The 22,434-nt window shown below is 50.7% G+C and carries 28 protein-coding genes and 1 pseudogene; 25 read left to right on the plus strand and 4 right to left on the minus strand.

Translation table 11 applies throughout. The annotated features are described in order from the left end of the window. Positions 1–285 precede the first annotated feature (285 nt). From HMPREF2711_RS04445 to HMPREF2711_RS04470, 6 genes are all read left to right on the plus strand, one after another. Entirely contained in the window at positions 286–1,503 is a 1,218-nt protein-coding gene (locus HMPREF2711_RS04445; protein WP_003748037.1) for an MFS transporter, read from the plus strand. A 164-nt stretch (positions 1,504–1,667) separates the two neighbouring features. Beyond that, entirely contained in the window at positions 1,668–2,327 is a 660-nt protein-coding gene (locus tag HMPREF2711_RS04450; protein WP_003748035.1) for an amino acid ABC transporter permease, read from the plus strand. Beyond that, complete coding sequence (locus HMPREF2711_RS04455; protein WP_003748034.1) at positions 2,317–2,985, plus strand: amino acid ABC transporter permease; 669 nt, start codon at positions 2,317–2,319, stop codon at positions 2,983–2,985. Before HMPREF2711_RS04450 ends, HMPREF2711_RS04455 begins: the two co-directional genes overlap by 11 nt. A 1-nt stretch (position 2,986) precedes the next feature. Further along, complete coding sequence (locus HMPREF2711_RS04460) at positions 2,987–3,718, plus strand: amino acid ABC transporter ATP-binding protein (RefSeq protein ID WP_003748031.1); 732 nt, start codon at positions 2,987–2,989, stop codon at positions 3,716–3,718. A gap of 75 nt (positions 3,719–3,793) precedes the next feature. Further along, complete coding sequence (locus HMPREF2711_RS04465; RefSeq protein ID WP_003748029.1) at positions 3,794–4,648, plus strand: amino acid ABC transporter substrate-binding protein; 855 nt, start codon at positions 3,794–3,796, stop codon at positions 4,646–4,648. A gap of 217 nt (positions 4,649–4,865) precedes the next feature. Continuing rightward, positions 4,866–5,330: a four-helix bundle copper-binding protein gene (locus tag HMPREF2711_RS04470; RefSeq protein ID WP_003748027.1), complete on the plus strand. Its 465-nt coding sequence runs from the start codon at positions 4,866–4,868 to the stop codon at positions 5,328–5,330. Positions 5,331–5,394: 64 nt separating this feature from the next. On the opposite strand, the gene HMPREF2711_RS04475 is transcribed toward HMPREF2711_RS04470, so the two are convergent. Next, positions 5,395–5,928 carry an acyltransferase gene (locus HMPREF2711_RS04475; RefSeq protein WP_003748026.1) on the minus strand — a complete coding sequence of 178 codons (534 nt, stop codon included), beginning with the start codon at positions 5,926–5,928 and terminating at the stop codon, positions 5,395–5,397. A 281-nt stretch (positions 5,929–6,209) separates the two neighbouring features. On the opposite strand from HMPREF2711_RS04475, the gene rpmE reads away from it, so the two are divergent. The 18 genes and pseudogenes from rpmE (at position 6,210) to cysS (ending at position 19,798) form a co-directional block, all read left to right on the plus strand. Beyond that, entirely contained in the window at positions 6,210–6,425 is a 216-nt protein-coding gene (gene rpmE, locus HMPREF2711_RS04480) for a 50S ribosomal protein L31 (RefSeq protein ID WP_003681847.1), read from the plus strand. A 235-nt stretch (positions 6,426–6,660) separates the two neighbouring features. Then, positions 6,661–8,319: an ArnT family glycosyltransferase gene (locus tag HMPREF2711_RS04485; RefSeq protein WP_003748022.1), complete on the plus strand. Its 1,659-nt coding sequence runs from the start codon at positions 6,661–6,663 to the stop codon at positions 8,317–8,319. 138 nt (positions 8,320–8,457) lie between these two features. Further along, complete coding sequence (locus tag HMPREF2711_RS04490; RefSeq protein WP_172884838.1) at positions 8,458–9,345, plus strand: hypothetical protein; 888 nt, start codon at positions 8,458–8,460, stop codon at positions 9,343–9,345. 113 nt (positions 9,346–9,458) lie between these two features. Continuing rightward, the gene (locus HMPREF2711_RS04495) at positions 9,459–9,935 is read left to right on the plus strand and encodes an SMI1/KNR4 family protein (RefSeq protein WP_003748018.1); all 477 of its coding nucleotides are present in this window, start codon (positions 9,459–9,461) and stop codon (positions 9,933–9,935) included. Between the two features lie 307 nt (positions 9,936–10,242). After that, positions 10,243–10,479, plus strand: coding sequence for a YrhB domain-containing protein (locus HMPREF2711_RS10825; protein ID WP_081456507.1), 237 nt, complete (start codon positions 10,243–10,245; stop codon positions 10,477–10,479). Between the two features lie 117 nt (positions 10,480–10,596). Beyond that, positions 10,597–10,854: pseudogene (locus tag HMPREF2711_RS11370) on the plus strand (hypothetical protein); the annotation flags it as partial. A 191-nt stretch (positions 10,855–11,045) separates the two neighbouring features. Then, complete coding sequence (locus HMPREF2711_RS04500) at positions 11,046–11,846, plus strand: ABC transporter ATP-binding protein (RefSeq protein ID WP_003748015.1); 801 nt, start codon at positions 11,046–11,048, stop codon at positions 11,844–11,846. Positions 11,847–11,910: 64 nt separating this feature from the next. Then, positions 11,911–12,687, plus strand: a complete 777-nt coding sequence (gene mlaE, locus HMPREF2711_RS04505; RefSeq protein ID WP_003748013.1) for a lipid asymmetry maintenance ABC transporter permease subunit MlaE — start codon at positions 11,911–11,913, stop codon at positions 12,685–12,687. A 49-nt stretch (positions 12,688–12,736) separates the two neighbouring features. Beyond that, positions 12,737–13,231 carry an outer membrane lipid asymmetry maintenance protein MlaD gene (gene mlaD, locus HMPREF2711_RS04510; protein ID WP_003748012.1) on the plus strand — a complete coding sequence of 165 codons (495 nt, stop codon included), beginning with the start codon at positions 12,737–12,739 and terminating at the stop codon, positions 13,229–13,231. Positions 13,232–13,263: 32 nt separating this feature from the next. Next, on the plus strand, positions 13,264–13,854 hold the full coding sequence (locus HMPREF2711_RS04515; RefSeq protein WP_070615668.1) for an MlaC/ttg2D family ABC transporter substrate-binding protein: 591 nt from the start codon (positions 13,264–13,266) through the stop codon (positions 13,852–13,854). Between the two features lie 62 nt (positions 13,855–13,916). Then, complete coding sequence (locus tag HMPREF2711_RS04520) at positions 13,917–14,195, plus strand: STAS domain-containing protein (RefSeq protein WP_036492161.1); 279 nt, start codon at positions 13,917–13,919, stop codon at positions 14,193–14,195. Then, positions 14,192–15,019: an MlaA family lipoprotein gene (locus HMPREF2711_RS04525; protein WP_070615671.1), complete on the plus strand. Its 828-nt coding sequence runs from the start codon at positions 14,192–14,194 to the stop codon at positions 15,017–15,019. The genes HMPREF2711_RS04520 and HMPREF2711_RS04525 overlap by 4 nt, the downstream gene beginning before the upstream one ends. A gap of 113 nt (positions 15,020–15,132) precedes the next feature. Then, complete coding sequence (locus HMPREF2711_RS04530; protein ID WP_003681812.1) at positions 15,133–15,495, plus strand: hypothetical protein; 363 nt, start codon at positions 15,133–15,135, stop codon at positions 15,493–15,495. Beyond that, positions 15,495–15,878, plus strand: coding sequence for an acyl-CoA thioesterase (locus HMPREF2711_RS04535; protein ID WP_063076752.1), 384 nt, complete (start codon positions 15,495–15,497; stop codon positions 15,876–15,878). Before HMPREF2711_RS04530 ends, HMPREF2711_RS04535 begins: the two co-directional genes overlap by 1 nt. Beyond that, the gene (locus tag HMPREF2711_RS04540) at positions 15,875–16,363 is read left to right on the plus strand and encodes a peroxiredoxin family protein (RefSeq protein ID WP_070615673.1); all 489 of its coding nucleotides are present in this window, start codon (positions 15,875–15,877) and stop codon (positions 16,361–16,363) included. Before HMPREF2711_RS04535 ends, HMPREF2711_RS04540 begins: the two co-directional genes overlap by 4 nt. Before the next feature lie 143 nt (positions 16,364–16,506). Next, positions 16,507–17,661, plus strand: a complete 1,155-nt coding sequence (obgE, locus tag HMPREF2711_RS04545; protein WP_070615676.1) for a GTPase ObgE — start codon at positions 16,507–16,509, stop codon at positions 17,659–17,661. Positions 17,662–17,806: 145 nt separating this feature from the next. Then, a complete protein-coding gene (locus tag HMPREF2711_RS04550) occupies positions 17,807–18,298 on the plus strand; it encodes a hypothetical protein (RefSeq protein WP_036493930.1) in 492 nt (163 codons plus the stop codon). 78 nt (positions 18,299–18,376) lie between these two features. Beyond that, positions 18,377–19,798, plus strand: a complete 1,422-nt coding sequence (cysS, locus tag HMPREF2711_RS04555; protein ID WP_003747999.1) for a cysteine--tRNA ligase — start codon at positions 18,377–18,379, stop codon at positions 19,796–19,798. 99 nt (positions 19,799–19,897) lie between these two features. On the opposite strand, the gene HMPREF2711_RS04560 is transcribed toward cysS, so the two are convergent. Next, positions 19,898–20,503 carry a nitroreductase family protein gene (locus HMPREF2711_RS04560; protein WP_003747998.1) on the minus strand — a complete coding sequence of 202 codons (606 nt, stop codon included), beginning with the start codon at positions 20,501–20,503 and terminating at the stop codon, positions 19,898–19,900. Positions 20,504–20,518: 15 nt separating this feature from the next. Then, positions 20,519–20,914, minus strand: a complete 396-nt coding sequence (locus HMPREF2711_RS04565) for a DoxX family protein (RefSeq protein ID WP_003747996.1) — start codon at positions 20,912–20,914, stop codon at positions 20,519–20,521. 128 nt (positions 20,915–21,042) lie between these two features. On the opposite strand from HMPREF2711_RS04565, the gene HMPREF2711_RS04570 reads away from it, so the two are divergent. Continuing rightward, a complete protein-coding gene (locus tag HMPREF2711_RS04570) occupies positions 21,043–21,933 on the plus strand; it encodes a LysR family transcriptional regulator (protein ID WP_003747995.1) in 891 nt (296 codons plus the stop codon). Between the two features lie 57 nt (positions 21,934–21,990). Here the strand turns inward: HMPREF2711_RS04570 and HMPREF2711_RS04575 are convergent, their stop codons facing one another. Further along, positions 21,991–22,332 (minus strand): hypothetical protein, encoded by a 342-nt coding sequence (locus tag HMPREF2711_RS04575; protein WP_003683849.1) that lies wholly within the window; start codon positions 22,330–22,332, stop codon positions 21,991–21,993. Positions 22,333–22,434: the final 102 nt, after the last annotated feature.

Genomic DNA, 22,434 nt, shown 5'->3' on the forward strand with positions numbered 1-22,434 from the left:
AAAGGCCGTCTGAAACTTTTCAGACGGCCTTTCTTCTCAAACGAAAATTCGACGGCAATTTGCTTGCTCCGTCAGAGCCAAACGAAGAATATTTGGCCGCTTCATTCTCTACTCATCCTCAAGCCATATTACTTTTTACCATATCCAAAGAACCAACGGTTATTTATGCCGTTTTCCGCCCAATGCTAGAATCGCGCGTTTATATATCGGCCCGCCGAGAAATCAAATAAATAATATAGCGGCAGAAATAGCTTTTATTCCCTGCCCCTTACACACACAAACATCATGACCGATTCTTCTGCCAAATTACCCAATTTGTGGCTGCTGATTGCCGCTGCCGCCTCCATCCTGCTGATTACCATCGGCATGAGGATGACTTTAGGGCTTTTTGTCCTGCCCGTCGTCAACTCGACCGAATTGAGCATGACCCAGTTCAGCCTGATTATTGCCGTTTTCCAATTGATGTGGGGCATATCGCAACCCTTGTCCGGCGCGTTGGCCGACCGTTTCGGCGCGTTTAAAGTTTTAGCCGGCGGTACAGTTCTGTTGATTGCCGCCTGTCTGATGGTGCCGCAAATGCCGACTTATTGGGGGCTGATGCTGGGTATCGGTTTATTGTTGGCATTCGGTACGGGTTCGGGCGGATTTTCCATCATTATGGGACAGGTCGCCGCCAAAACGCCGCCTCATCGGCGCGGCTTGGCTTCCGGCCTGGTCAATGCAGGCGGGTCCGCAGGGCAATTTTTGTTCGCGCCGCTGGTTCAAGGTTTGATTGCCCTGCCCCACGTCGGCTGGACGGGGACATTTTATGTTTGGGCAGTCATCGCCATCTTGATTTTGCCGATTTCTTGGTGGCTGGCCGGCGGCAAACATGCTGCTCATACCGTCCACACAGACGACGGCGGCCAAACCCTGAAGCAGGCCGTCTGCAAGGCTTTCGCCAACCGCAGCTATATCTTGCTGCATTTGGGTTTCTTTACCTGCGGTTTCCACATCGCCTTTTTGGTTACCCACCTGCCGACCGAAATTTCACTTTGCGGCCTCCCTGCTACGGTCGCTTCGACCTCTATTGCCATTATTGGTTTGGCAAACATTGCCGGCTGTATTTTTTCAGGGTGGTGTACCGGCAGATTTTTGGGCAAATACGTCCTCTTCGGTTTATATGCTTCGCGTGTCGCCATGATATTGATTTATCTGGCCGCACCTAAAACCGATTTGAACTTCTATCTTTTCGCCGCCGGACTCGGTTTCACTTGGCTGGCAACCGTCGCCCCCACCGCCGCCATTACCGGCAAACTTTTCGGCACGCGCTACTTGGCCACCCTCTTCGGGTTGACCATGTTGAGCCACCAAATTGGCGGCTTTTTGGGTTCGTACATCGGCGGCATCGTCATTACGCGCTTCAACGATTACGGCTGGATGTGGTACGCCGACGCAGTCTTGGCAGGTGCGGCCGCCCTGTTGAATTTACTGATTCATGAACGGAAAGCGGCTGCCGCCTGACGCGGAAACCTTGGCATTTCAAGGCCGTCTGAAACGTTTCAGACGGCCTTTGCCTTATTCCATTTTTTGTGTTTTATCCACAATCGATATTCCTATCCATTATTTAACACTCCCTTACAAACCCGTTAAAATACTGCCTTTATTATGCTGATTGTCTGACTCTGATGAACTGGTCTTATCTGATCGATGCCATCCCCAAATTCGTCGATGCGGCAAAGCTGACGCTGGAATTGTCGGTATATGGCGTCGTTTTGTCGTTGCTGTTCGGCCTGCCCGTTGCCGTGGTTACGGCATACCGAATCCGCCCCTTCTACGCATTGGCACGCGCCTATATCGAGCTGTCGCGCAATACGCCCCTGCTGATCCAATTGTTTTTCCTGTATTACGGCCTGCCGAAAATGGGCATTAAATGGGACGGTTTCACCTGCGGCGTAATCGCACTGGTTTTCTTGGGCGCAAGCTACATGGCGGAAGCCATCCGTGCCGGTATTCTGGCCGTCCCCAAAGGGCAGATCGAAGCGGGCAAGGCCATCGGTTTGAGCCGCTTTCAAGTGTTCCGCTATGTCGAATTGCCCCAGGCATGGGCGGTCGCCGTCCCTGCCATCGGCGCAAACGTATTGTTTTTGATGAAAGAAACATCTATCGTCAGCGCGGTCGGCATTGCGGAATTGTTGTTCGTTACCAAAGACATCATCGGCATGGACTACAAAACCAACGAAGCCTTGTTCCTGCTGTTTGCCAGCTACCTGATCATCCTTCTGCCCGTTTCGCTTCTGGCGCGCTGGGCCGAAAACCGCGTACGGAGTGCAAAATATGGTGTTTGACTGGCTGTTTGAAGGACAAAACGCGGCACGCTTGGGCGAAGGCCTGTTGCTGACGGCGCAGATTTCCCTGGCCTCCGTTGCCGCCTCCTGCGTATTGGGTACGCTGTTCGGCTTGGTTTTACGTTCGCCCAACCGGCTCATCCGCTTTATCGGACGGTTTTATCTCGAAACCATCCGAATCGTGCCGATTTTGGTGTGGCTGTTCGGCCTGTATTTCGGCCTATCCGTCTGGACAGGCATCCACATCGACGGATTTTGGGTCTGCGTCTGGGTATTCACCATGTGGGGCATCGCCGAAATGGGCGATTTGGTCCGCGGCGCATTGGAATCGATTGAAAAACACCAGGTCGAATCAGGCCTGGCACTCGGCTTGAGCCGCGGGCAGGTATTCCGCTACATCGAGCTGCCGCAAAGCATCCGCCGCGTATTGCCCGGTGCCGTCAATCTGTTTACGCGCATGATCAAAACCAGCTCGCTCGCCTCCCTTATCGGCGTCATCGAAGTCGTCAAAGTCGGCCAGCAAATCATCGAAAACTCGCTGCTGACGCAACCCAATGCTTCATTTTGGGTTTACGGCCTGATTTTTATGCTGTATTTCTTCTGTTGCTGGCCGCTGTCGCTGCTGGCGGCAAAACTTGAACAAAAATGGGAACACTGACATGGCTTTACTGAGCATCCGCAACCTGCACAAACAATACGGCAACGTAACCGCCATTCAATCCTTAGACTTGGACTTGGAAAAAGGCGAAGTCATCGTACTGCTGGGCCCGTCCGGCTGCGGCAAATCCACCCTCCTGCGCTGCGTCAACGGTTTGGAGCCGCACCAAGGCGGCAGCATCGTGATGGACGGTGTCGGCGAATTCGGTAAAGACGTTTCCTGGCAAACCGCCCGGCAAAAAGTCGGCATGGTTTTTCAAAGCTATGAACTGTTTGCCCACATGACCGTCATCGAAAACATCCTCTTAGGCCCGGTGAAAGTACAAAACCGCAACCGTGCCGAAGCAGAGGCACAAGCCGACAAACTGTTGGAACGCGTCGGCCTGCTCGACCGTAAAAACGCCTATCCGCGCGAACTCTCCGGCGGCCAGAAACAACGCATCGCCATTGTCCGCGCCCTGTGCCTGAACCCGGAGGTCATCCTGCTGGACGAAATCACCGCCGCACTCGACCCCGAAATGGTGCGCGAAGTCTTGGAAGTGGTTTTAGAACTCGCCCGCGAAGGCATGAGCATGCTCATCGTAACCCATGAAATGGGGTTTGCCCGCAAAGTTGCCGACCGCATCGTCTTCATGGACAAAGGCGGCATCGTCGAATCGACCGATCCCGAAACCTTCTTCTCCGCCCCGAAAAGCGAACGCGCCCGCCAATTCTTGGCAGGCATGGACTACTGATTTTATTTTCAGGCCGTCCAAACCCTTTTTCAGACGGCCTCCACTTTCAACCAAACATTTGAAAAGGAAACACTCATGCAATTGAATGCCAAATTCAAAGCCCTCCTCGCCTCCGCCGCCATCGCCGTCGGCCTGACTGCCTGCGGAGGCGGCTCCGGTGATGCCCAATCTTCACAAAGCAGCGGCGCGGCAACCGTTGCCGCCATCAAAGAAAAAGGCGTTATCCGTATCGGCGTATTCGGCGACAAACCTCCGTTCGGCTATGTTGACGCCAACGGCAAAAACCAAGGCTTTGACGTTGAAATCGCCAAAGACCTGGCCAAAGACCTGCTCGGCAGCCCCGACAAAGTCGAATTCGTCCTGACCGAGGCCGCAAACCGCGTCGAATACGTCCGTTCCGGCAAAGTCGACCTCATCCTCGCCAACTTCACCAAAACACCCGAACGCGCCGAAGCCGTCGATTTCGCCGATCCTTACATGAAAGTGGCCTTGGGCGTGGTTTCCTCCAAAGACAAACCGATTACCGACGTTGCACAATTGAAAGACCAAACCCTGCTGGTCAACAAAGGCACCACCGCCGACGCCTTCTTCACCAAAAGCCATCCTGAAGTCAAACTGCTGAAATTCGACCAAAATACCGAAACCTTCGACGCACTGAAAGACGGCCGCGGCGTAGCACTCGCCCACGACAACGCCCTGCTGTGGGCATGGGCAAAAGAAAACCCGAATTTTGAAGTCGCCATCGGCAACCTCGGCCCTGCCGAATTCATCGCCCCGGCTGTTCAAAAAGGCAACACCGACCTCCTGAACTGGGTCAACGGCGAAATCGCCGCCATGAAAAAAGACGGCCGTCTGAAAGCCGCCTATGAAAAAACCCTCTTGCCCGTGTATGGCGAGAAAGTCAAACCGGAAGAATTGTTGGCGGAATAAACCGACTATTTTCTCGGCAAAAAGTCACTTGGCCGTATTTCAGCTATCCGATTTGTGATTGATTTAAACAAATATCATACCTAACAACAGGCCGTCTGAACGTATTATCGATACCTTCAGACGGCCTGTTGTTTAAAAACGAATAACATGATAACCTTTTAATAATGGATGAAATAATTCGTCCGATATTTCTACAAAGCAAAAAGGACTCTATCTTATGAACCGTCGTCAATTTATCGGCAGCGCTGCTGCTGTTTCCCTCACCGCCGCCGCTTCTTTCGCCCGCGCTCACGACCATGCCGGCCATGCACACCATACCGGTCATGCTGGTCACGCGCATTCTGCACCGCGCGCCTACGAAGCTGCGCGCAAAGCCGCCGCACATTGCGTTGAAGCCGGTCAAATCTGTTTGGCACACTGCATTGCCCTGTTGAGCGAAGGCGATACCTCCATGAAAGACTGCGCAGCCGGCGTCAATCAAATGCTGGCACTGTGCGGCACCTTGCAGAACCTCGCCGCCCAAAATTCACGCCTGACTCCGTCTTTGGCAAAAGTGTGCATCGAAGCCTGCAAACAATGTTCTGCCGCCTGCAAAGAACACGCCGGCCACCACGCTGAATGCAAAGCCTGCTACGAATCTTGCTTGGCTTGCATTAAAGAATGCGAAAAAATTGCCGCTTAAGCACTATTGAAAAAAGGCCGTCTGAAATCTTTCAGACGGCCTTTTGTTTATGGTTTCGTTCACGCTATTCAGCTGTGAGTTCTTGCTCATCCAGCAGTTTTTTCTTCACAACCGCAGGATTACCCGCGGCCACGCAATAAGGCGGCACATCTTTGGTAACCACCGAACCTGCGCCGATTACCGCACCCTTGCCGATGGTAACGCCGCCCATGATAATCGCACGCCGGCCGATCCAAACATCGTCTTCAATCACAATCGGGCGAATGTCCGTATAGCCTTCAAAGCGGCGGGTTTCAGGGTTGAATTTGTGGTTGGTCGAATAAAACAGGCATTCCGGCCCCATCATCACGTTCTTGCCGAGGGTCAGGCCGTGGCAGATTTCGCAATTGACGCCGATACCCGAATTGTCGCCGATTACCGTATCCGGAAAAACATATCCGCCTTTTTCAATATTGACGTTTTTGCCGATGTTTGGGGAAATGCACGCAGCCAAAGCGGCGCGGAATTTTTGCGCAATCCGGCCGAAGGGTTTGCAATAAGACGGAGGCAACATTCCTCCCCAGACACGCAAAATGCGCGTCAATATCCTTTTTTGCATGGATTCCGTCTCCTGTTCGTAAAAGCGTAAATATTAATCAGACTATTATTTTTCTTAAAGTTTCACATCTAGAAGAGGTTTTACATCCTCTTTTCGGTTGGACTACAGCCCGATTACACAATATTTAGTTTGAAACTCTATTCTAAACTGTTCTCGCCTGTTGCGAAACTGCCCGCTACGCAAAATATCCGCTTGACGAAACAGCCAAAAATAGCGAAAATCCCACGCTTAACTGAAGTACAGGCAAAACCCCTGTGCCCGCTTAATCGAAAGGAAATCAAATGAAACAAGGTATTCACCCGAACTACCACGAAATCAACGTTACCTGCTCTTGCGGCAACAAATTCGTAACCAAATCCGCAATGGAAAAAGACAGCTTCAACGTTGAGGTTTGCTCTCTGTGCCACCCTTTCTACACCGGTACTCAAAAAATCGTCGACACTACCGGTCGCGTGGACAAATTCAACAACAAATTCGGCAACCTGTTCAAACGCTAATTGCCGCTTTGTCAAAAAGACTGCTTTGTGCAGTCTTTTTTGCATTTAGGCCGTCTGAAACATTTCTTTCAGACGGACTGAGCTTTTTGGCATCAACCGAATGCCATATCATTCCAAACACCCGATAAAAACGAGCCGTAAGCATTATTTTACAAAGCCCTCCGGTCCGGCATATCGCGCAAACCTGTCAAACCCTGTACCATTACCATTCAAACCAACCGTTTTTTGACCTTCCATGCTGACTTACACACCGCCCGATCCGCGCCGCCCCCAAAAAACCCATGAAAAACCGTGGCTCTTACTGCTGATGGCCTTTGCCTGGCTGTGGCCGGGCGTGTTCTCGCATGACTTGTGGAACCCTGCCGAACCCTCCCTCTTTACCGCCTCCGAATCCATGAAAAACGGCGGCAGCCTGCTGGTTGCACAAATCTTCGGCCAACCCGACTTTACCATCTCCCCGGCTTTTTTGTGGGCGGCAACCGCATTCCAAACCCTGTTTTCGCCTTGGGCGGCCGATGCCTATGATGCCGCACGTTTTGCCGGCGTGGTATTCACCGCCGTCGGACTGACCGCCTGCGGTTTTGCCGGTTTCAACTTTCTCGGCAGACACCACGGCCGCAGCGTTGTCTTAATCCTCATCGGCAGCATCGGTTTGCTGCCCATCGCCCACTTCCTCAATCCTATGTCGGCTGCTTTTGCCGCATTTGGATTGATTCTGTGCGGCTTTTCACTGGCACGCCGCCGCGTCATTATTGCCATTTTGCTGTTGTGCGGCGGCTGGGTTTCACTCTCCCTTTCCTCAGGCTATCTGCTGACCGCGGCCATGATGTTTTTGGCACTTGCCCTGTCGTTCCATTCCACTTGGCAGAGCAAACGCTATCTGCTGACCCTGATTGGCGCCATCGTCGTTTCCCTGCCCCTGCTGATTCTGTATCCGCTGGTTTTATCCAGAACCCATCCCGAATGGTTTGATATTTGGTTCAACCATTATTCCTTAGGCGTATTCGGCGGCTTCCATCAAATTCAGACGGCCTTCAACCTGCCCTATTATCTGAAAAACCTGCTGTGGTTTGCCCTGCCTGCTTGGCCGCTGGCGGCATGGACGCTCAGCCGCACGCGTATCCACGATAAAAACTGGGGCATTCTGAGCCTGTCGTGGCTGGTTATCATGACAGCCCTGCTCGCCATCAACCCGCAACGCCTGCAAGACAACCTCGTTTGGCTGCTGCCGCCGCTCGCCCTGCTCGGCGCAGCACAACTGGACGGCCTGCGTCGCGGCGCGGCGGCATTTATCAACTGGTTCGGCATCATGGCATTCGGTTTGATTGCCGTCTTCCTGTGGCTGGGTTTCTTCGCCATGAACTACGGCTGGCCCGCCAAACTGGCCGAACGCGCCGCCTATTTCAGCCCGTATTATATCCCCGACATCGACCCGATTCCGATGGCCGTCGCCCTGCTGTTTACCCCGTTGTGGCTCTGGGCGATTACGCGTAAAAACATCCGCGGCCGCCAAGCCGTCACCAACTGGGCATCCGGCGTTACCTTGGCTTGGGCTTTGCTGATGACCCTGTTTTTACCGTGGCTCAACGCCGCCAAAAGCCATGCGCCGGTTGTACACCAAATGGAAGCCGCGCTTTCTGCCGAATTGAAACAGAAACTTTCAGACGGCCTCGAATGTATCAATATCGACGGCCAAGACCAGCGCACACGCATCGCGTGGACACAATACAGCCGTATTAAAACCACGACCGACAACCCGACCTGCCGCTACCACCTCATCCGCCAAGCCGCCAACATCGGCGCACCTTCAGGTTGGCAAACCTTGTGGCAAGGCGCAAGACCGCGCAACAAAGCCGAAACTTTCCTATTGCTGGAAAAAACTGCGGCGCAGTAAATCACACCAGCCTCAAAACCGGAAATTCTCCGTTCAACAAAGGCCGTCTGAAAGAACTTTTATCCTTTCAGACGGCCTTTGACTTACTTTAACGCCGCTTCCCGTACAATGACCCTTTTCCCTTATCTGCCTAAAAACATGAAACCCAACCGCCTTTTGCCCCTCGTCCTCTTATTGACCGCCCTCTCCGCCCATGCCAAAGATTTCATCATCTACGACCGCATGGACTACGTCGGCAAACCCGACCTGACCGCCGACAAACTCTCCAAAGTGTTCTTGGTTTACGAAAGCGAGCTGGTCAAACCCGATCCGACGGGCAAACGCAAACACGGCGTACTCAACGAAGCGCGCATCCGTGAATTGGCCAAACAATCGCGCCGCGAAGGCTACCGCACCATTTCCACCGACATCGAAAGCTGGTTTGCCGAAAAAGACGGCCAACTGCTGACACCCGACGAATTGAGAACCGACTTTGCGCGGATGTACCAAATCTTCAGAGAAGAAAACCCGCGCGCCTTCATCAGCAACTACGGCATGCCTTCCGAACACCTGCACGGCATCCGCCACTACCGCCCCAACGTTGACAACGAAACCATCTTGGCCAAATGGCGACAAGTCAGCAAACGCCGTGCGCCTACCGCCGCCATCAGCGACTATGCCAATCCTGTGTTCTACATCACTTCCCCCGATTTGGTGCAATGGGAAAAAGACGTGAAAACCGCCGTTGACGACATCCATCAACGCTTTCCCAACAAAAAAATCATCGGCTACATTTGGCCGCAATATTATTCAGCCACCAACAGCCCTTATTTCAAACAGTTCATCGACCCAGTCCGCTGGCGCAAAATGCTCGAAATCAGCAAAAAATACACCGACGGCGTGATTATCTGGTCGGACAAGCGTGATGAAAACAACCAAATCGTGCGCTGGAACGATCCGCGCATCCAAGCCACGATGAAAGCGACTCAAGCCTTCATCAATGCCAATGCCAAAGAAATCAAGGTAGAAGGTTTGCAGAAATATTAAAAACAAGGCGGGCATATTTGCCCGCCTCTTTATAATATGCAGTTAATTCCTAATAGTATTCATAAAGCTGTTAGGCATACCGGTCAAAAATCGTTAAAGAAAGGTCAGTAAAAATGAGAAAACTATCAATATTATCAGATGAGGGATTGGTTCCAATAAGAACAATTCAACAATTTGCTGAAGATATAGGGGTCGTTTTTCCTGTTTCATATGTATCACTTCTTAGCAAACATGATCATTTATACCCTAAAGAAAATATTTTCAATTTTATCAATCAATACGGTGAAAATGATGAAAGGGACATTTCATTTTTAGGGTATAAGCAAAATTTAGGCTATGAAGATATTTATAGCTATTCATGTATTGATGATGAATATGGGTATGCAAAAAAAGTGATTGCTTTTGGGATTTCAGCTAATGGCGATTATATCTGTTTTGATTACAGAAAATGCAATGAAAATCCATGTATCATTCTGATGTATCATGATGATTTTTATGAAGATGAGAATGGAGATACGAAAATGGTAACTAGCCATATTGCAGATAGTTTTGATGCCTTTTTGGATATGCTATATGAACTTTCAGATTAAGTGTGTAGGTTGAGTTGAAAACCCAACTAAATTAAAAAAAATTGTCTGAAATCAGCAAGCCGTAGCCCATATGGAATCTAAACTCAACAAGTAGGATGTGTATGGAACGCACGCATGCGGTTCTCAAGGTTTGAGCTAAGAAGCCGTCTAAAAACAGAAAAACCGTTTCAGACGGCCTTTGTTCAACGCCATCGATCCAGCAGGCCGTAAAGCGCAATTATCCAAAAAGGTATATTGATGGGCAAATATAAAAAGGAGGAGAAGTCAATTTTACTATCTTCAAACATTTTCAATTTGGAGTATTTCCATGGTAATTACTTATCAAGAAGCAAAGAAAATCGCAGTATCTTTTTTAAGTCAAATAGAGCAAGAAATGGGGATTTCATTGTTAATAGTTGAATCTCATGTACGAGAAAATGATGATGGGTGGGTTTTCCCATATCAGTCAAAAGAATATTTAGAAACAATGGATATAAACAAATCTATTATTGGAAATTGGCCTATATTTGTTTCTAAAAATGGAGGAGTTCCTTCTATTCGTTGATTTAAGCCCATTAGCTAAGTCCGTATCCCACTAAACTTGAAACCATATGGATGAAAATAGACTCATAACGGGTGAAATATATGGACCAATAGGACGCTTTAGGCGTGGAGCAAAATAATAAAATTAAAGAAATATCCTTCTAACTCTATAAAAGAGTTAGAAAACTATTTAATAAAAACCTATCAAAAATGTATTATTCTGCAAGAGAGAGGAAAGGAGATTTATCGATGTTTTATTCTTTCTTTTCACAAAGAATTCAATATAGATATTGGATTAGCCGTATCCTGTATAAGCGTCTCCAAAAAAGTATTGATATTTGATGATAAAAATATTTTTATTGGATTTGATTCAGTTGTTTTTTATATTTCTATACAAATATACCTACACAGCTGTCTGTATGTTTAACACAACACGCTGCAAAACGACCGTAGCGCCAACACTTCTGCATTCTTTCACACGTTTTTACCCGTTATTCCTAAGCGCAGGCCGTCTGAAAATTGCCCGAATATCCAATACCCTTTACAATACCCGTAATTAAAATACATTTTTCGACACTCCCCTCCTGCATGAGTTCCACACCCTTCATCGAAATGAAAGACGTTGCCTTCGCATATGGCGACCGTCCGATTCTGAACAACATCAACTTCAGCATTCCACAAGGCAATTTCGCCGCCGTAATGGGTGGTTCGGGCAGCGGCAAAACCACGCTGATGCGCCTGATTACGGGTCAAATCCGCCCGCAATCGGGCAAAGTGCTGATTGAAGGGCGAGATTTGGCCGCATTTTCGGCGCAGGAGCTGTACGAACACCGCCGCCGCATGGGCGTTTTGTTCCAACACGGTGCATTGTTTACCGACTTATCCGTCTTCGACAACATCGCCTTCCCCATGCGCGAGCTGACGGATTTGCCCGAAGCAGTCATTCGCGATTTAGTATTGCTGAAACTGAATGCAGTCGGTTTGCGTGGCATTGAAAACCTGATGCCTTCCGAGCTTTCCGGCGGTATGTCGCGCCGCGTCGCCCTCGCGCGTACGATTGCGCTCGACCCTGAAATCATGTTGTATGACGAGCCTTTCACCGGCCTCGACCCGATTTCGCTGGGCGTTATCGCCCACCTCATCAGCCGCGCCAACAAAGCCCTGCGCTCCACCAGCGTGATGGTAACGCACGATATCGAAAAATCGCTGGAAATCGTCGATCAAGTCATTTTCTTGGCACACGGCGAAATCATGTTCTCCGGCTCGCCCAAAGAAATGCGCGAACTCGACTCGCCTTGGGTGCGCCAGTTTGTCGGCGGACTGGCAGACGGCCCCGTCGCCTACCGCTATCCGGCGCAAACGACTTTAAAACAAGACTTGCTGGGCTGATTTCAGACGGCCTGAAACTTAAACCAGGCCGTCTGAAAACCATTTAACCAATTAACTGAAACCTATGAATTTTATCCGTTCCGTCGGGGCAAAAACCCTCGGCTTCATCCAATCGCTGGGCAGCATTACGCTGTTTTTCCTGCAGATCCTGGCCAAATCAGGCACGGCGTTTGCCCGTCCGCGCCTGAGCATCCGCCAGATTTACTTTGCAGGCGTGTTGTCCGTCCTGATTGTCGCCGTCTCCGGCCTGTTTGTCGGCATGGTATTGGGCTTGCAAGGCTATACGCAGCTGGCAAAATTCAAATCCGCCGATATTTTGGGCTATATGGTTGCCGCTTCCTTGTTGCGCGAATTGGGTCCCGTATTGGCGGCCATTCTGTTTGCCAGCAGCGCGGGCGGTGCCATGACCAGCGAAATCGGTTTAATGAAAACCACCGAGCAGCTTGAAGCGATGAACGTGATGGCGGTCGACCCCGTGGCGCGCGTGGTTGCGCCGCGCTTTTGGGCGGGCGTATTTTCCATGCCTTTGCTGGCGTCGATTTTCAACGTTGCCGGCATTTACGGCGCGTATTTGGTCGGCGTCGAATGGCTGGGTTTGGACGGCGGTATTTTCTGGTCGCAAATGCAAAACAACATTACCTTCCATTACGACGTACTCAACGGCTTAATCAAATCCGCCGCTTTCGGCGTAGCCGTTACGTTAATCGCCGTACATCAGGGGTTTCACTGCGTACCGACTTCCGAAGGTATTTTGCGCGCCAGTACACGCACCGTAGTGTCTTCCGCCCTGACCATCCTCGCCGTCGACTTCATCTTGACCGCATGGATGTTTACCGACTAAAGGCCGTCTGAAACGACACTTAAAAAGAATGAAACAAGGACAATAGCACATGAAAAAAAATGCTTTGGAATTTTGGGTAGGACTGTTTGTCTTATTGGGCGCGGCCGCCATCGGCTTTCTCGCCTTCCGCGCCGCCGGCGGACAATCGTTCGGCAAATCCTCTCAAACCTACACCGTCTATGCCGATTTCAGCGACATCGGCGGCTTAAAAACCAACGCGCCGGTCAAATCCGCAGGCGTACTGGTGGGCCGCGTTGCCTCTATTCAGCTCGACCCTAAATCCTATCAGGCAAAAGTCGCCCTCAATCTGGACAGCCAATATCAGTTCAGCAGCGACGTTTCCGCACAAATCCTGACTTCAGGCCTGTTGGGCGAACAATACATCGGCCTGCAGCAAGGTGGCGATACCGATTCTTTGGCGGCAGGTGACACCATTACCGTCACCAGCTCCGCCATGGTTTTGGAAAACCTTATCGGCAAATTCATGACCAGCTTTGCCGAGAAAAACGCAGATGGTGAATCTGCCGGTCAAAACAAACAATAAACACATATCAACCCAATATTCAGGACACTCCCATGAAAAAAACTTCCTTCATCAGCGCATTGAGCATCGGCGTATTGAGCATCAGCATGGCATTTGCCGCACCTGCAGACGCAGTTAACCAAATCCGTGAAAATTCCGTTCAAGTGCTGAAAATCCTCAACAGCGGCGATGCCAATACCGCACGTAAAAAAGCCGAGGCTTACGCCATCCCTTACTTTGACTTCCAACGCATGACCGCTTTGGCCGTCGGCAACCCATGGCGTACTGCGACTGACGCACAAAAACAAGCGTTGACCAAAGAGTTCCAAACCCTGCTGATCCGCACCTACTCCGGCACCATGCTGAAATTCAAAAACGCCAAGGTCAACATCAAAGACAACCCTGTCGTAAACAAAGGCGGTAAAGAAATCGTCGTCCGCGCCGAAATCAACGTTTCCGGCCAAAAACCGGTCAACATGGACTTCACCACCTACCAAAGCGGCAACAAATACCGCGCATACAATGTCGCAGTAGAAGGCGCAAGCTTGGTTACCGTATATCGCAACCAATTCGGCGAAACCATCAAAGCCAAAGGCATTGACGGCCTGATTGCCGACTTGAAAGCCAAAAACGGCGGTAAATAATCCACCCCGCACCATGCCGCCTGATGTTCAGACGGCATGGTGCCTTACATCATAAAGACACCATGCAAACAGAAATCCGCAACGGCACGCTCTACATCAGCGGCGACGTTACCGTCAAAACCCTGACTGCCTCCGCCTTTGCGCGCTACGAACAGCAATGCTGTCTGAAAGAAACAGACAGCATAGACTTCAGCCAAGTAGGCAAAGCAGATTCAGCCTGCGTTTCCCTGCTGCTCAACGCTCTGCGCCGGATAGACAAAAAACCGACCATTCAAAACATTCCTGATTCCGTCCGCGCACTGGCCGAACTTTACGAAATCAAAGACTGGTTGCAATCATGAAAAAAACCACCGCTTCACTCTGCCTCCTCATCAGCATAGCCTCCGCTCCCGCACTTGCCGAACGCAATCCGGCCGATCCTTACGAAGGCTACAACCGTACCGTTTCCAAGTTCAACGACAAAGCAGACAAATACGTCCTTTCCCCTGTCGCACGCGGCTATCGCAAAGTAACGCCCAAACCGGTGCGTACCGGCGTGATCAACTTCTTCAACAACCTGCGCGACGTCGTCAGCTTCGGCAGCAACGTTCTGCGCCTTGACGTCAAACGCGCCAGCGAAGACCTCGTCCGCGTCGGCATCAACACCACCTTCGGCCTGGGCGGTTTAATCGACGTAGCCGGTGCAGGCGGCGTACCCAGCAATAAAAATACCCTCGGCGACACCTTCGCCTCATGGGGCTGGAAAAACAGCAACTACTTCGTTGTCCCCCTGTTCGGCCCATCTACCGTACGCGATACCATTGGCAACGCCGTTACCACCGTCTACCCAGTTAAAAACGCCGTCTTCCACACCAGAGCAGGACGCTGGGGCACAATCGGCCTGCAGGCCATCAACACCCGTGAAGAACTGCTCGACCTGACCGACAGCCTCGAAGGCGCAGCCATCGACAAATACAGCTACACACGCGACCTTTACATGAAAGTCCGCACCCAACAAACCGGCGGCACGCTCCCTCAAAGTGAAGATGACAACATCGACATCGATGACCTGGTGGACAGCAACGCCACTTCCGAACCGGTAGTAGCACCCCAAACCGCTCCGGCAGAAATCCCCGATACAGCCAATCCCCAAACCCTGTATCAAACACCATCAGAAAATCCCTGATTGTTTCCAAAAATAAAGGCCGTCTGAAATTCAGACGGCCTTTACCCCCAAAAGATAGCCAGTCTACCACCTTTGCTATATCATTCAACTATACAGAACCCAAGGAAAACACCATGTACGAAGTCAACCGCAGCGTCTTCCTGCTTATCCCCCTCGATCCTTTTTGGAACTGGCTGAAATCCCTGCCCGGCAATCACCTAGATGGCCTGACACTTGAAGATATCCAAGCCGATGCCAATTCCTACCTCGTTCGCCCATGTGAAACCGCCGACGAAGTATGGGACGAAATCGAAGCGCGTTTTGAAGATATTTTTGCTGCCGAATTGGCCGACTGGTGCGAAGACGAAAGCGAATGGCCTGATTTGGACGCCGACATTTTCAACGAATGGTTCGACATCCAACTCTCCACCGTGATTACTGACCTCGAACACGAACCAATCGCACGCGAAGAGTTCCAACCCATCAATCTCAACTGATGAAACTGACCGTCCGCAACTACCACCTCGACGGCTACGGCCACGTCAACAATGCGCGCTATCTCGAATTTCTCGAAGAAGCGCGCTGGACGTTTTTTCAAGAGCATGACCTTCTGTCCGAACTCAAAGGCATCATGCTCGTTGTTGCACGCGTTGATATCCGCTATCGCCGCCCATCGCTTGAAGGCGATGTTTTAACCTTTACAGGCCGTCTGAAAGATATCGGCACACGCCACATCATCCTTAGCCAAACCGCGACTCTACCCAACGGCAAAGCCGCCATCGAAGCCGAAGTGACTCTTATGCCCGTCAGCAGCGAAAGCGGCCGCAGCATCAGCGTTCCCAAAACCTTAGCACACGCAATTCAAAACCTCGAATCATGAAAAAAATACTCACACTCCTTGTCGTTGCCACGATTGGCGCGCTTCTCACCTTCGTCCTTATCCCCAGCAACAAAGTCGCCCCTGATTTCGCCCTGCCCGACCTGCAAGGCAAAACCATTACCAACGCCGATTTAAAAGACAAAGTTACCCTCATTAACTTCTGGTTTCCCTCCTGCCCCGGCTGCGTGAGCGAAATGCCTAAGATCATCAAAACCGCCCAAGACTATCAAGGAAAAAACTTCCAAGTCCTCGGCATTGCCCAACCCATCGACCCCATTGAAAGCGTCCATCAATACGTCAAAGAATACGACCTTCCTTTCACCGTCATGTACGATGCCGACAAAACTGCAGCAAAAGCCTTTGGCACACAGGTTTACCCGACTTCCGTCCTGATCGACAAAAACGGCAACATCCTGAAAACCTACGTTGGCGAACCCAATTTCACCCAACTCTATCAAGAAATCGACCAAGCCCTCGCCCAATAAATCCAAGGCCGTCTGAAACCATATTTCAGACGGCCTAAAACCGAAATATCCTTTATAATAAGCAACATTTTATCCGTTCAGACACCAAGCTCCTCTATTAACAAAGGCCGTCTGAAACAACCGAATACCCATAAGAGAACACCATGAAATTCATCGACGAAGCAAAAATCGAAGTCGCCGCAGGTAAAGGCGGTAATGGCGCAACCAGTTTCCGCCGAGAAAAATTCGTACCCCGCGGCGGCCCAGACGGCGGCGATGGCGGCAAAGGCGGCAGCGTTTGGGCAGAAGCCGACGAAAACACCAACACCCTCGTCGAATACCGCTTCGTCAAACGCTACCAAGCCAAAAACGGCGAAAAAGGCCACGGCTCCGACCGCTACGGCGCAGGGGCGGACGACATCGTCCTCAAAATGCCCGTCGGCACCCTCATCCGCGACCTCGACACCGACGAAATCGTCGCCGACCTCACCCACCACGGCCAGCGCGTCTGCCTTGCTAAAGGCGGCAAAGGCGGCTTGGGCAACATCCACTTCAAATCCTCCGTCAACCGCGCCCCGAAACAATCCACGCCCGGCGAAGAAGGCGAAGCCCGTTCCCTGCAACTCGAACTCAAAGTCCTCGCCGATGTCGGCTTATTGGGCATGCCCAACGCCGGTAAATCCACCCTGATTACCGCCGTATCCGCCGCGCGCCCCAAAATCGCCAACTACCCCTTCACCACCCTGCATCCGAACTTAGGCGTCGTGCGCATCGACGAAAACCACAGCTTCGTCATGGCAGACATCCCCGGCCTGATTGAAGGCGCAGCAGAAGGCGCAGGCCTCGGCCACCGCTTCCTCAAACACCTATCGCGCACCGGCCTGCTGTTGCACGTTGTTGATTTGGCCCCCTTCGACGAAACCGTCAACCCTGCCGAAGAAGCCCTCGCTATTATCAACGAACTGCGCAAATACGACGAAGAACTCTACGACAAACCGCGCTGGCTGGTGCTGAACAAACTCGACATGCTCGATGAAGAAGAAGCCCAAACGCGTACAGCCGCCTTCCTCGAAGCCATCGGCTGGGACTACCCGAAACCAGACGACCGCTTCCAATTCGATATGGAAACCCCACGCCTCTTCCAAATCAGCGCCCTGACCCACCAAGGCACGCAGGAATTGGTACACCAAATCAACCAATACCTGACCGAGAAAAAACGCATCGAAGCTGAAAAAGCCGAAGCGGAGCAGGCTGCGGCAAAAGCCGAAATTGCCGAGCAGCAGCCTAAAACAGATACTGGCGTGTTTAAGCCGGAGTAAAAATTTCAGACGGTCTATTGGATAGAAAGGTCGTCTGAAAACATATCAACCGTATCGTGTGGGTGTAAACCTACCATGCAGATCAAGATACAAAAATATTACTTAATGAGGTATAACAGCCCAAGCCATTTAACAAAGGAAAACTATGTTAAAAAAAATTTCTATTTTTATTCCGATAAGCTTATTAGCTGCTTGCTCAACTATCTTACAAACAAATTCATATCAAGCCAACGGCGATACTTTTGTAACGCCCAAAAACTGGATACTGATTGATACACATGACAATCTACCTGCATATTTACTCTCGGAAAGCCTAGAAAAATCCGTACTCACTCTACCAAACAATAAAACAGTTGTTTATTTAAGTGGAATAGTTATTACGCATTTTAATGAGGGAGGAAAAATCCATTCTTTATCTTCCCATATGATTATCGAAGATTGCCAACAACCACAGCTAACCTCTTTAGGAGGATTAGCTACGCAATATGAGCAACCTTTACTCAGAGGTAACTCTACGCTAACAGAATCTAAACTACCATTATCATTGAAAAAAAAATCACATGCTATTGCGTGCGAATATGCACAAAAGCATAATGTGCCGACTGAAAAAATCACATTACCAACAAAGAAACAATAAATTATCTGTTTTTCCCATTTCAATAAAGCATACTTCTAATGCCCTAATGCATAACTTTTTTATCCAATACCAAACACCATGACCACCATCTACAACACCCTAACCCGTCAAAAAGAACCCTTCTCCCCCATCGATCCTAAAAACGTGCGTATGTACGTTTGCGGCATGACTGTTTACGACTATTGCCACTTAGGCCATGCCCGAGTGATGGTTGTGTTTGACATGATTGCCCGTTGGTTGCGCGAGTGCGGTTATCCGCTCACTTATGTGCGCAATATTACCGACATCGACGACAAAATCATCGCCCGTGCGGCTGAAAACGGCGAAACCATCGGCGATCTGACTGCGCGTTTCATTCAGGCTATGCACGAAGATGCCGATGCTTTGGGTGTGTTGCGTCCCGACATCGAGCCGAAGGCAACAGAAAACATCCCACAAATGATTGCCATGATTGAAACCCTGATTCAAAACGGCAAGGCATATCCTGCCGCAAACGGCGACGTTTATTACGCCGTGCGCGAGTTTGCCGCTTACGGTCAATTGTCGGGCAAATCGTTGGACGACCTGCGCGCAGGCGAGCGCGTGGAAGTGGACGGTTTCAAACGCGATCCGCTTGATTTTGTGTTGTGGAAAGCGGCCAAAGCAGGCGAGCCGGCATGGGAAAGCCCGTGGGGCAATGGCCGTCCGGGTTGGCACATCGAATGCTCTGCCATGAGTGAAAACCTGTTCGGCGATACTTTCGACATCCACGGCGGTGGCGCGGATTTGCAGTTCCCGCACCACGAAAACGAAATCGCCCAAAGTGTCGGCGCGACAGGGCATACCTGCGGCCATGACCACGCGCAAACCCACCACGGTCAAAGCATTGCCAGCCATGTCAAATACTGGCTGCACAACGGCTTCATCCGCGTGGATGGCGAAAAAATGTCCAAATCGTTGGGCAACTTTTTCACCATCCGCGAAGTGTTGAAACAATACGACCCCGAAGTCGTGCGCTTCTTCATCCTGCGCGCCCACTACCGCAGCCCGCTGAACTACTCCGACGCGCATTTAGACGACGCAAAAGGCGCGCTGACCCGCCTGTACACCACGTTGAAAAACACACCGGCGGCTGAGTTTGATTTATCTGAAAACGCCAACGACTACACCAGCCGTTTCTACGCTGCCATGAACGACGATTTCGGTACGGTCGAAGCGGTTGCCGTGTTGTTTGAGCTGGCAGGCGAAGTGAACAAAACCAATGATGCAAACCTTGCCGGCTGCCTGAAAGCTTTGGGCGGCATCATCGGCCTGCTGCAACGTGATCCGATTGAGTTTCTGCAAGGTGGTGCGGTTTCAGATGGCCTCTCCAACGAAGAAATCGAAGACTTAATCGCCCGCCGCAAACAGGCACGTGCGGATAAAAACTGGGCGGAATCCGACCGTATCCGCGACCTTCTGAACGAACACAAAATCATTCTGGAAGACAACGCCGGCGGTACAACTTGGCGCCGCGGTTGATTTCATGGCATAGATAAAAGGCCGTCTGAAACTGTTTTCAGACGGCCTTTTTAATTTTGGTATTTCAAAAAACACCCTTTATTTAAAACATCATTTCATTTATGCGCCGAATACTTTCAGACGGCCTTCGATTGGTTGGAAGGCTTTTTCGCCGGCAGGAACCGCGATACCGCCAATCACCATTTGCGCACGCAACAACCAGCTTTCCGGCAGGTTCCATTCTTTGGCAATGGCCGCATCAGGCAGCGGATTGTAGTGCTGCAGATTGGCGCCGACACCGGCAGCCGCCAATGTTGTCCACACAGCATATTGAACCATAGCATTTGCCTGATCCGCCCAGATCGGGAAATTGGCCGCATAAGATGGGAACTGCTCTTGCAAGCCTTTGACAACATCTTGATCTTCAAAGAACAAAACTGTCGCCGCGCCTGCTTTAAACAAGCTCAGTTTTTGCGCAGTGGCTTCAAACTGCTCGGCAGGAACAACCGCACGCAACGCTTCTTCAACAAAATGCCACACTTTGGCATGTTCTTCGCCAAATAATACGACCACTCGGGCAGATTGCGAATTGAAAGAAGACGGCGTATGCAAAACGGCGTGTTCGATGATTTTGGTGACTTCCTCATTGGACAGAGGCAGGGTGTTGTTCAATGCATAGATAGAACGACGGGTTTCAGCAGCTTGTTGCAAAACAGAATAAGTCATGATCTTTTCCTTAAATTAATCTTTATCTTTACCAAAAACGCTATCCAAAGCCCACGCTCCGCCGCCGACTACTGCCAGATACAAAAACACGAAACAGAACAAAACGGCAGATTCACCCTGGTTGGCCAATGGAAACAATACATTACCAGAAGACGCATGCGCCATAAAGTAGGCGACTGCCATCTGGCCGGACAAAACAAACGCGGACGGACGCGTAAACAGGCCCAATATCAATAAGATACCGCCGACAATTTCCAAAATACCGGCCACCAGCATCAAACCTTCAGGCGCGCCGCCCATGGACATCGGAAAACTGAAAAACTTGGCCGTGCCATGCAGCAAAAACAGATACGCCGTCACAATGCGCAAGACGGACAATACAACAGGTTGGAATGATTTGAGGGCTGACATCTTCATAATCCTTATTTTAATGGCTACCTGAAAGAGGTAGGGAGCAATTTCAATAAGTGCAGTATAGATAATTCTCAGTAAGAGATATATACTCGAATTATTGATACAACGTTTCCTAATAAGAAATCATGGACACCCTATTCAGCCTGAAAGTTTTCCGCCAAGTTGTTCAAAGCGGCAGTTTTACCCGTGCCGCTGATCAGCTCGACATCTCCACAGCCATGGCCAGCAAACACGTCAGCCATCTGGAAAACACCATACAAGCCAAGCTCTTACACCGCAACAGCCGCAACCTTCATCTAACCGAAGCAGGCGAAGAATACTACCGCCAATGCAGCTACGCGCTGGATACCTTGGACACCGCCGCCCAAAAAGCGGCAGGCGGTGCCGACACGCCGCAAGGTATGTTGCGCGTTACCATGCCCTTGTGGTTTGCAGGCGGCAACATGAGCACATGGTTGGCCGAATACCGCCAGCGTTATCCCAAAGTCACGCTCGACCTCGTCCTCGACAACCGCCATATCGACCTCATCGCCGAAGGTTTCGACCTCGCCTTGCGCGTTTCCAAAACCCCCTCCCCTTCGCTGATCGTCAAACCACTGGCCAAAATCGAATTCGTCCTACTTGCCGCACCCGACTACCTTGCCCGGCACGGTACACCCGATACACCCGAAGCCGTCATGCGGCACCAAGCCATCCTGCCTTCCTATACCAGTCAACAAAACTGGGAAATTACCCACCGCCAAACCGGAGAAAAAGCCATTCTCCATCTCTCCCCCGTTATCCGCAGCGACAACACGCTGATGATACGCGAGCTGATTAAAGCAGGCGCAGGCATAGGCTATCAGCCCCTTTGGGCGGTCCAGCAGGAATTGAAGGACGGCACATTGGTCCAACTCCTGCCTGATTACACCATCTGGACAGACCAACTGAACGCCACCTATGTCGACAGGGCCTTTCTCAGCGCGAAAGTGCGCAGCTTTATCGACTTTTTCAATGAAAAAATATCGGAAGGATAAACATCAAGGCCGTCTGAAACACTTTTCAGACGGCCTTTAATCAAAGCAACAATCCAATCAATAATTGGTCGAGCAGAACTGTTCGCGTTTGTCCGCATCGGCGGCATAGCATGTCAAACCCATGCCTGACGCATTGCTGTTGTTCGCTTTCGCACCCGGTTTTTTGTTCACCAAAACCTTACCGTTTTTACCGATTTCAACGGTTACGCCTTTACCGTTTTTCAGCTTCCATTTCAACACTTGCGCATCGGCACTTTGGCACTTACTGACCGTACAGCCGCCTTCTGTCGCAACATTACCGTTTTTATAAATCACGCACTGCTGCTGGCTGTCGGTACAGGCCGCATAGGCCGCAACGGAGAAACAGGAAATCAGCGCGGCAAACAAAACAGGTTTCATGGTTTGAACTCCTAAGGTTGTGATGATGGGTTTGTAATATTTGGAACTATACGCTTGTTTGCATGTGCCTACTACAAAATGTATCGGTAAGATTCAATAGAC

The sequence above is a fragment of the Neisseria sp. HMSC070A01 genome (assembly GCF_001810165.1).
Classification (GTDB): domain Bacteria; phylum Pseudomonadota; class Gammaproteobacteria; order Burkholderiales; family Neisseriaceae; genus Neisseria.

Excerpts from the sequence above, each read along its gene's own strand:
- HMPREF2711_RS04445 (WP_003748037.1), top strand. The coding sequence starts at position 286 with ATGACCGATTCTTCTGCCAAATTACCCAATTTGTGGCTGCTGATTGCC.
- HMPREF2711_RS04450 (WP_003748035.1), top strand. The coding sequence starts at position 1,668 with ATGAACTGGTCTTATCTGATCGATGCCATCCCCAAATTCGTCGATGCG.
- HMPREF2711_RS04455 (WP_003748034.1), top strand. The coding sequence starts at position 2,317 with ATGGTGTTTGACTGGCTGTTTGAAGGACAAAACGCGGCACGCTTGGGC.
- HMPREF2711_RS04460 (WP_003748031.1), top strand. The coding sequence starts at position 2,987 with ATGGCTTTACTGAGCATCCGCAACCTGCACAAACAATACGGCAACGTA.
- HMPREF2711_RS04465 (WP_003748029.1), top strand. The coding sequence starts at position 3,794 with ATGCAATTGAATGCCAAATTCAAAGCCCTCCTCGCCTCCGCCGCCATC.
- HMPREF2711_RS04470 (WP_003748027.1), top strand. The coding sequence starts at position 4,866 with ATGAACCGTCGTCAATTTATCGGCAGCGCTGCTGCTGTTTCCCTCACC.
- HMPREF2711_RS04475 (WP_003748026.1), bottom strand. The coding sequence starts at position 5,928 with ATGCAAAAAAGGATATTGACGCGCATTTTGCGTGTCTGGGGAGGAATG.
- rpmE (WP_003681847.1), top strand. The coding sequence starts at position 6,210 with ATGAAACAAGGTATTCACCCGAACTACCACGAAATCAACGTTACCTGC.
- HMPREF2711_RS04485 (WP_003748022.1), top strand. The coding sequence starts at position 6,661 with ATGCTGACTTACACACCGCCCGATCCGCGCCGCCCCCAAAAAACCCAT.
- HMPREF2711_RS04490 (WP_172884838.1), top strand. The coding sequence starts at position 8,458 with ATGAAACCCAACCGCCTTTTGCCCCTCGTCCTCTTATTGACCGCCCTC.
- HMPREF2711_RS04495 (WP_003748018.1), top strand. The coding sequence starts at position 9,459 with ATGAGAAAACTATCAATATTATCAGATGAGGGATTGGTTCCAATAAGA.
- HMPREF2711_RS10825 (WP_081456507.1), top strand. The coding sequence starts at position 10,243 with ATGGTAATTACTTATCAAGAAGCAAAGAAAATCGCAGTATCTTTTTTA.
- HMPREF2711_RS04500 (WP_003748015.1), top strand. The coding sequence starts at position 11,046 with ATGAGTTCCACACCCTTCATCGAAATGAAAGACGTTGCCTTCGCATAT.
- mlaE (WP_003748013.1), top strand. The coding sequence starts at position 11,911 with ATGAATTTTATCCGTTCCGTCGGGGCAAAAACCCTCGGCTTCATCCAA.
- mlaD (WP_003748012.1), top strand. The coding sequence starts at position 12,737 with ATGAAAAAAAATGCTTTGGAATTTTGGGTAGGACTGTTTGTCTTATTG.
- HMPREF2711_RS04515 (WP_070615668.1), top strand. The coding sequence starts at position 13,264 with ATGAAAAAAACTTCCTTCATCAGCGCATTGAGCATCGGCGTATTGAGC.
- HMPREF2711_RS04520 (WP_036492161.1), top strand. The coding sequence starts at position 13,917 with ATGCAAACAGAAATCCGCAACGGCACGCTCTACATCAGCGGCGACGTT.
- HMPREF2711_RS04525 (WP_070615671.1), top strand. The coding sequence starts at position 14,192 with ATGAAAAAAACCACCGCTTCACTCTGCCTCCTCATCAGCATAGCCTCC.
- HMPREF2711_RS04530 (WP_003681812.1), top strand. The coding sequence starts at position 15,133 with ATGTACGAAGTCAACCGCAGCGTCTTCCTGCTTATCCCCCTCGATCCT.
- HMPREF2711_RS04535 (WP_063076752.1), top strand. The coding sequence starts at position 15,495 with ATGAAACTGACCGTCCGCAACTACCACCTCGACGGCTACGGCCACGTC.
- HMPREF2711_RS04540 (WP_070615673.1), top strand. The coding sequence starts at position 15,875 with ATGAAAAAAATACTCACACTCCTTGTCGTTGCCACGATTGGCGCGCTT.
- obgE (WP_070615676.1), top strand. The coding sequence starts at position 16,507 with ATGAAATTCATCGACGAAGCAAAAATCGAAGTCGCCGCAGGTAAAGGC.
- HMPREF2711_RS04550 (WP_036493930.1), top strand. The coding sequence starts at position 17,807 with ATGTTAAAAAAAATTTCTATTTTTATTCCGATAAGCTTATTAGCTGCT.
- cysS (WP_003747999.1), top strand. The coding sequence starts at position 18,377 with ATGACCACCATCTACAACACCCTAACCCGTCAAAAAGAACCCTTCTCC.
- HMPREF2711_RS04560 (WP_003747998.1), bottom strand. The coding sequence starts at position 20,503 with ATGACTTATTCTGTTTTGCAACAAGCTGCTGAAACCCGTCGTTCTATC.
- HMPREF2711_RS04565 (WP_003747996.1), bottom strand. The coding sequence starts at position 20,914 with ATGTCAGCCCTCAAATCATTCCAACCTGTTGTATTGTCCGTCTTGCGC.
- HMPREF2711_RS04570 (WP_003747995.1), top strand. The coding sequence starts at position 21,043 with ATGGACACCCTATTCAGCCTGAAAGTTTTCCGCCAAGTTGTTCAAAGC.
- HMPREF2711_RS04575 (WP_003683849.1), bottom strand. The coding sequence starts at position 22,332 with ATGAAACCTGTTTTGTTTGCCGCGCTGATTTCCTGTTTCTCCGTTGCG.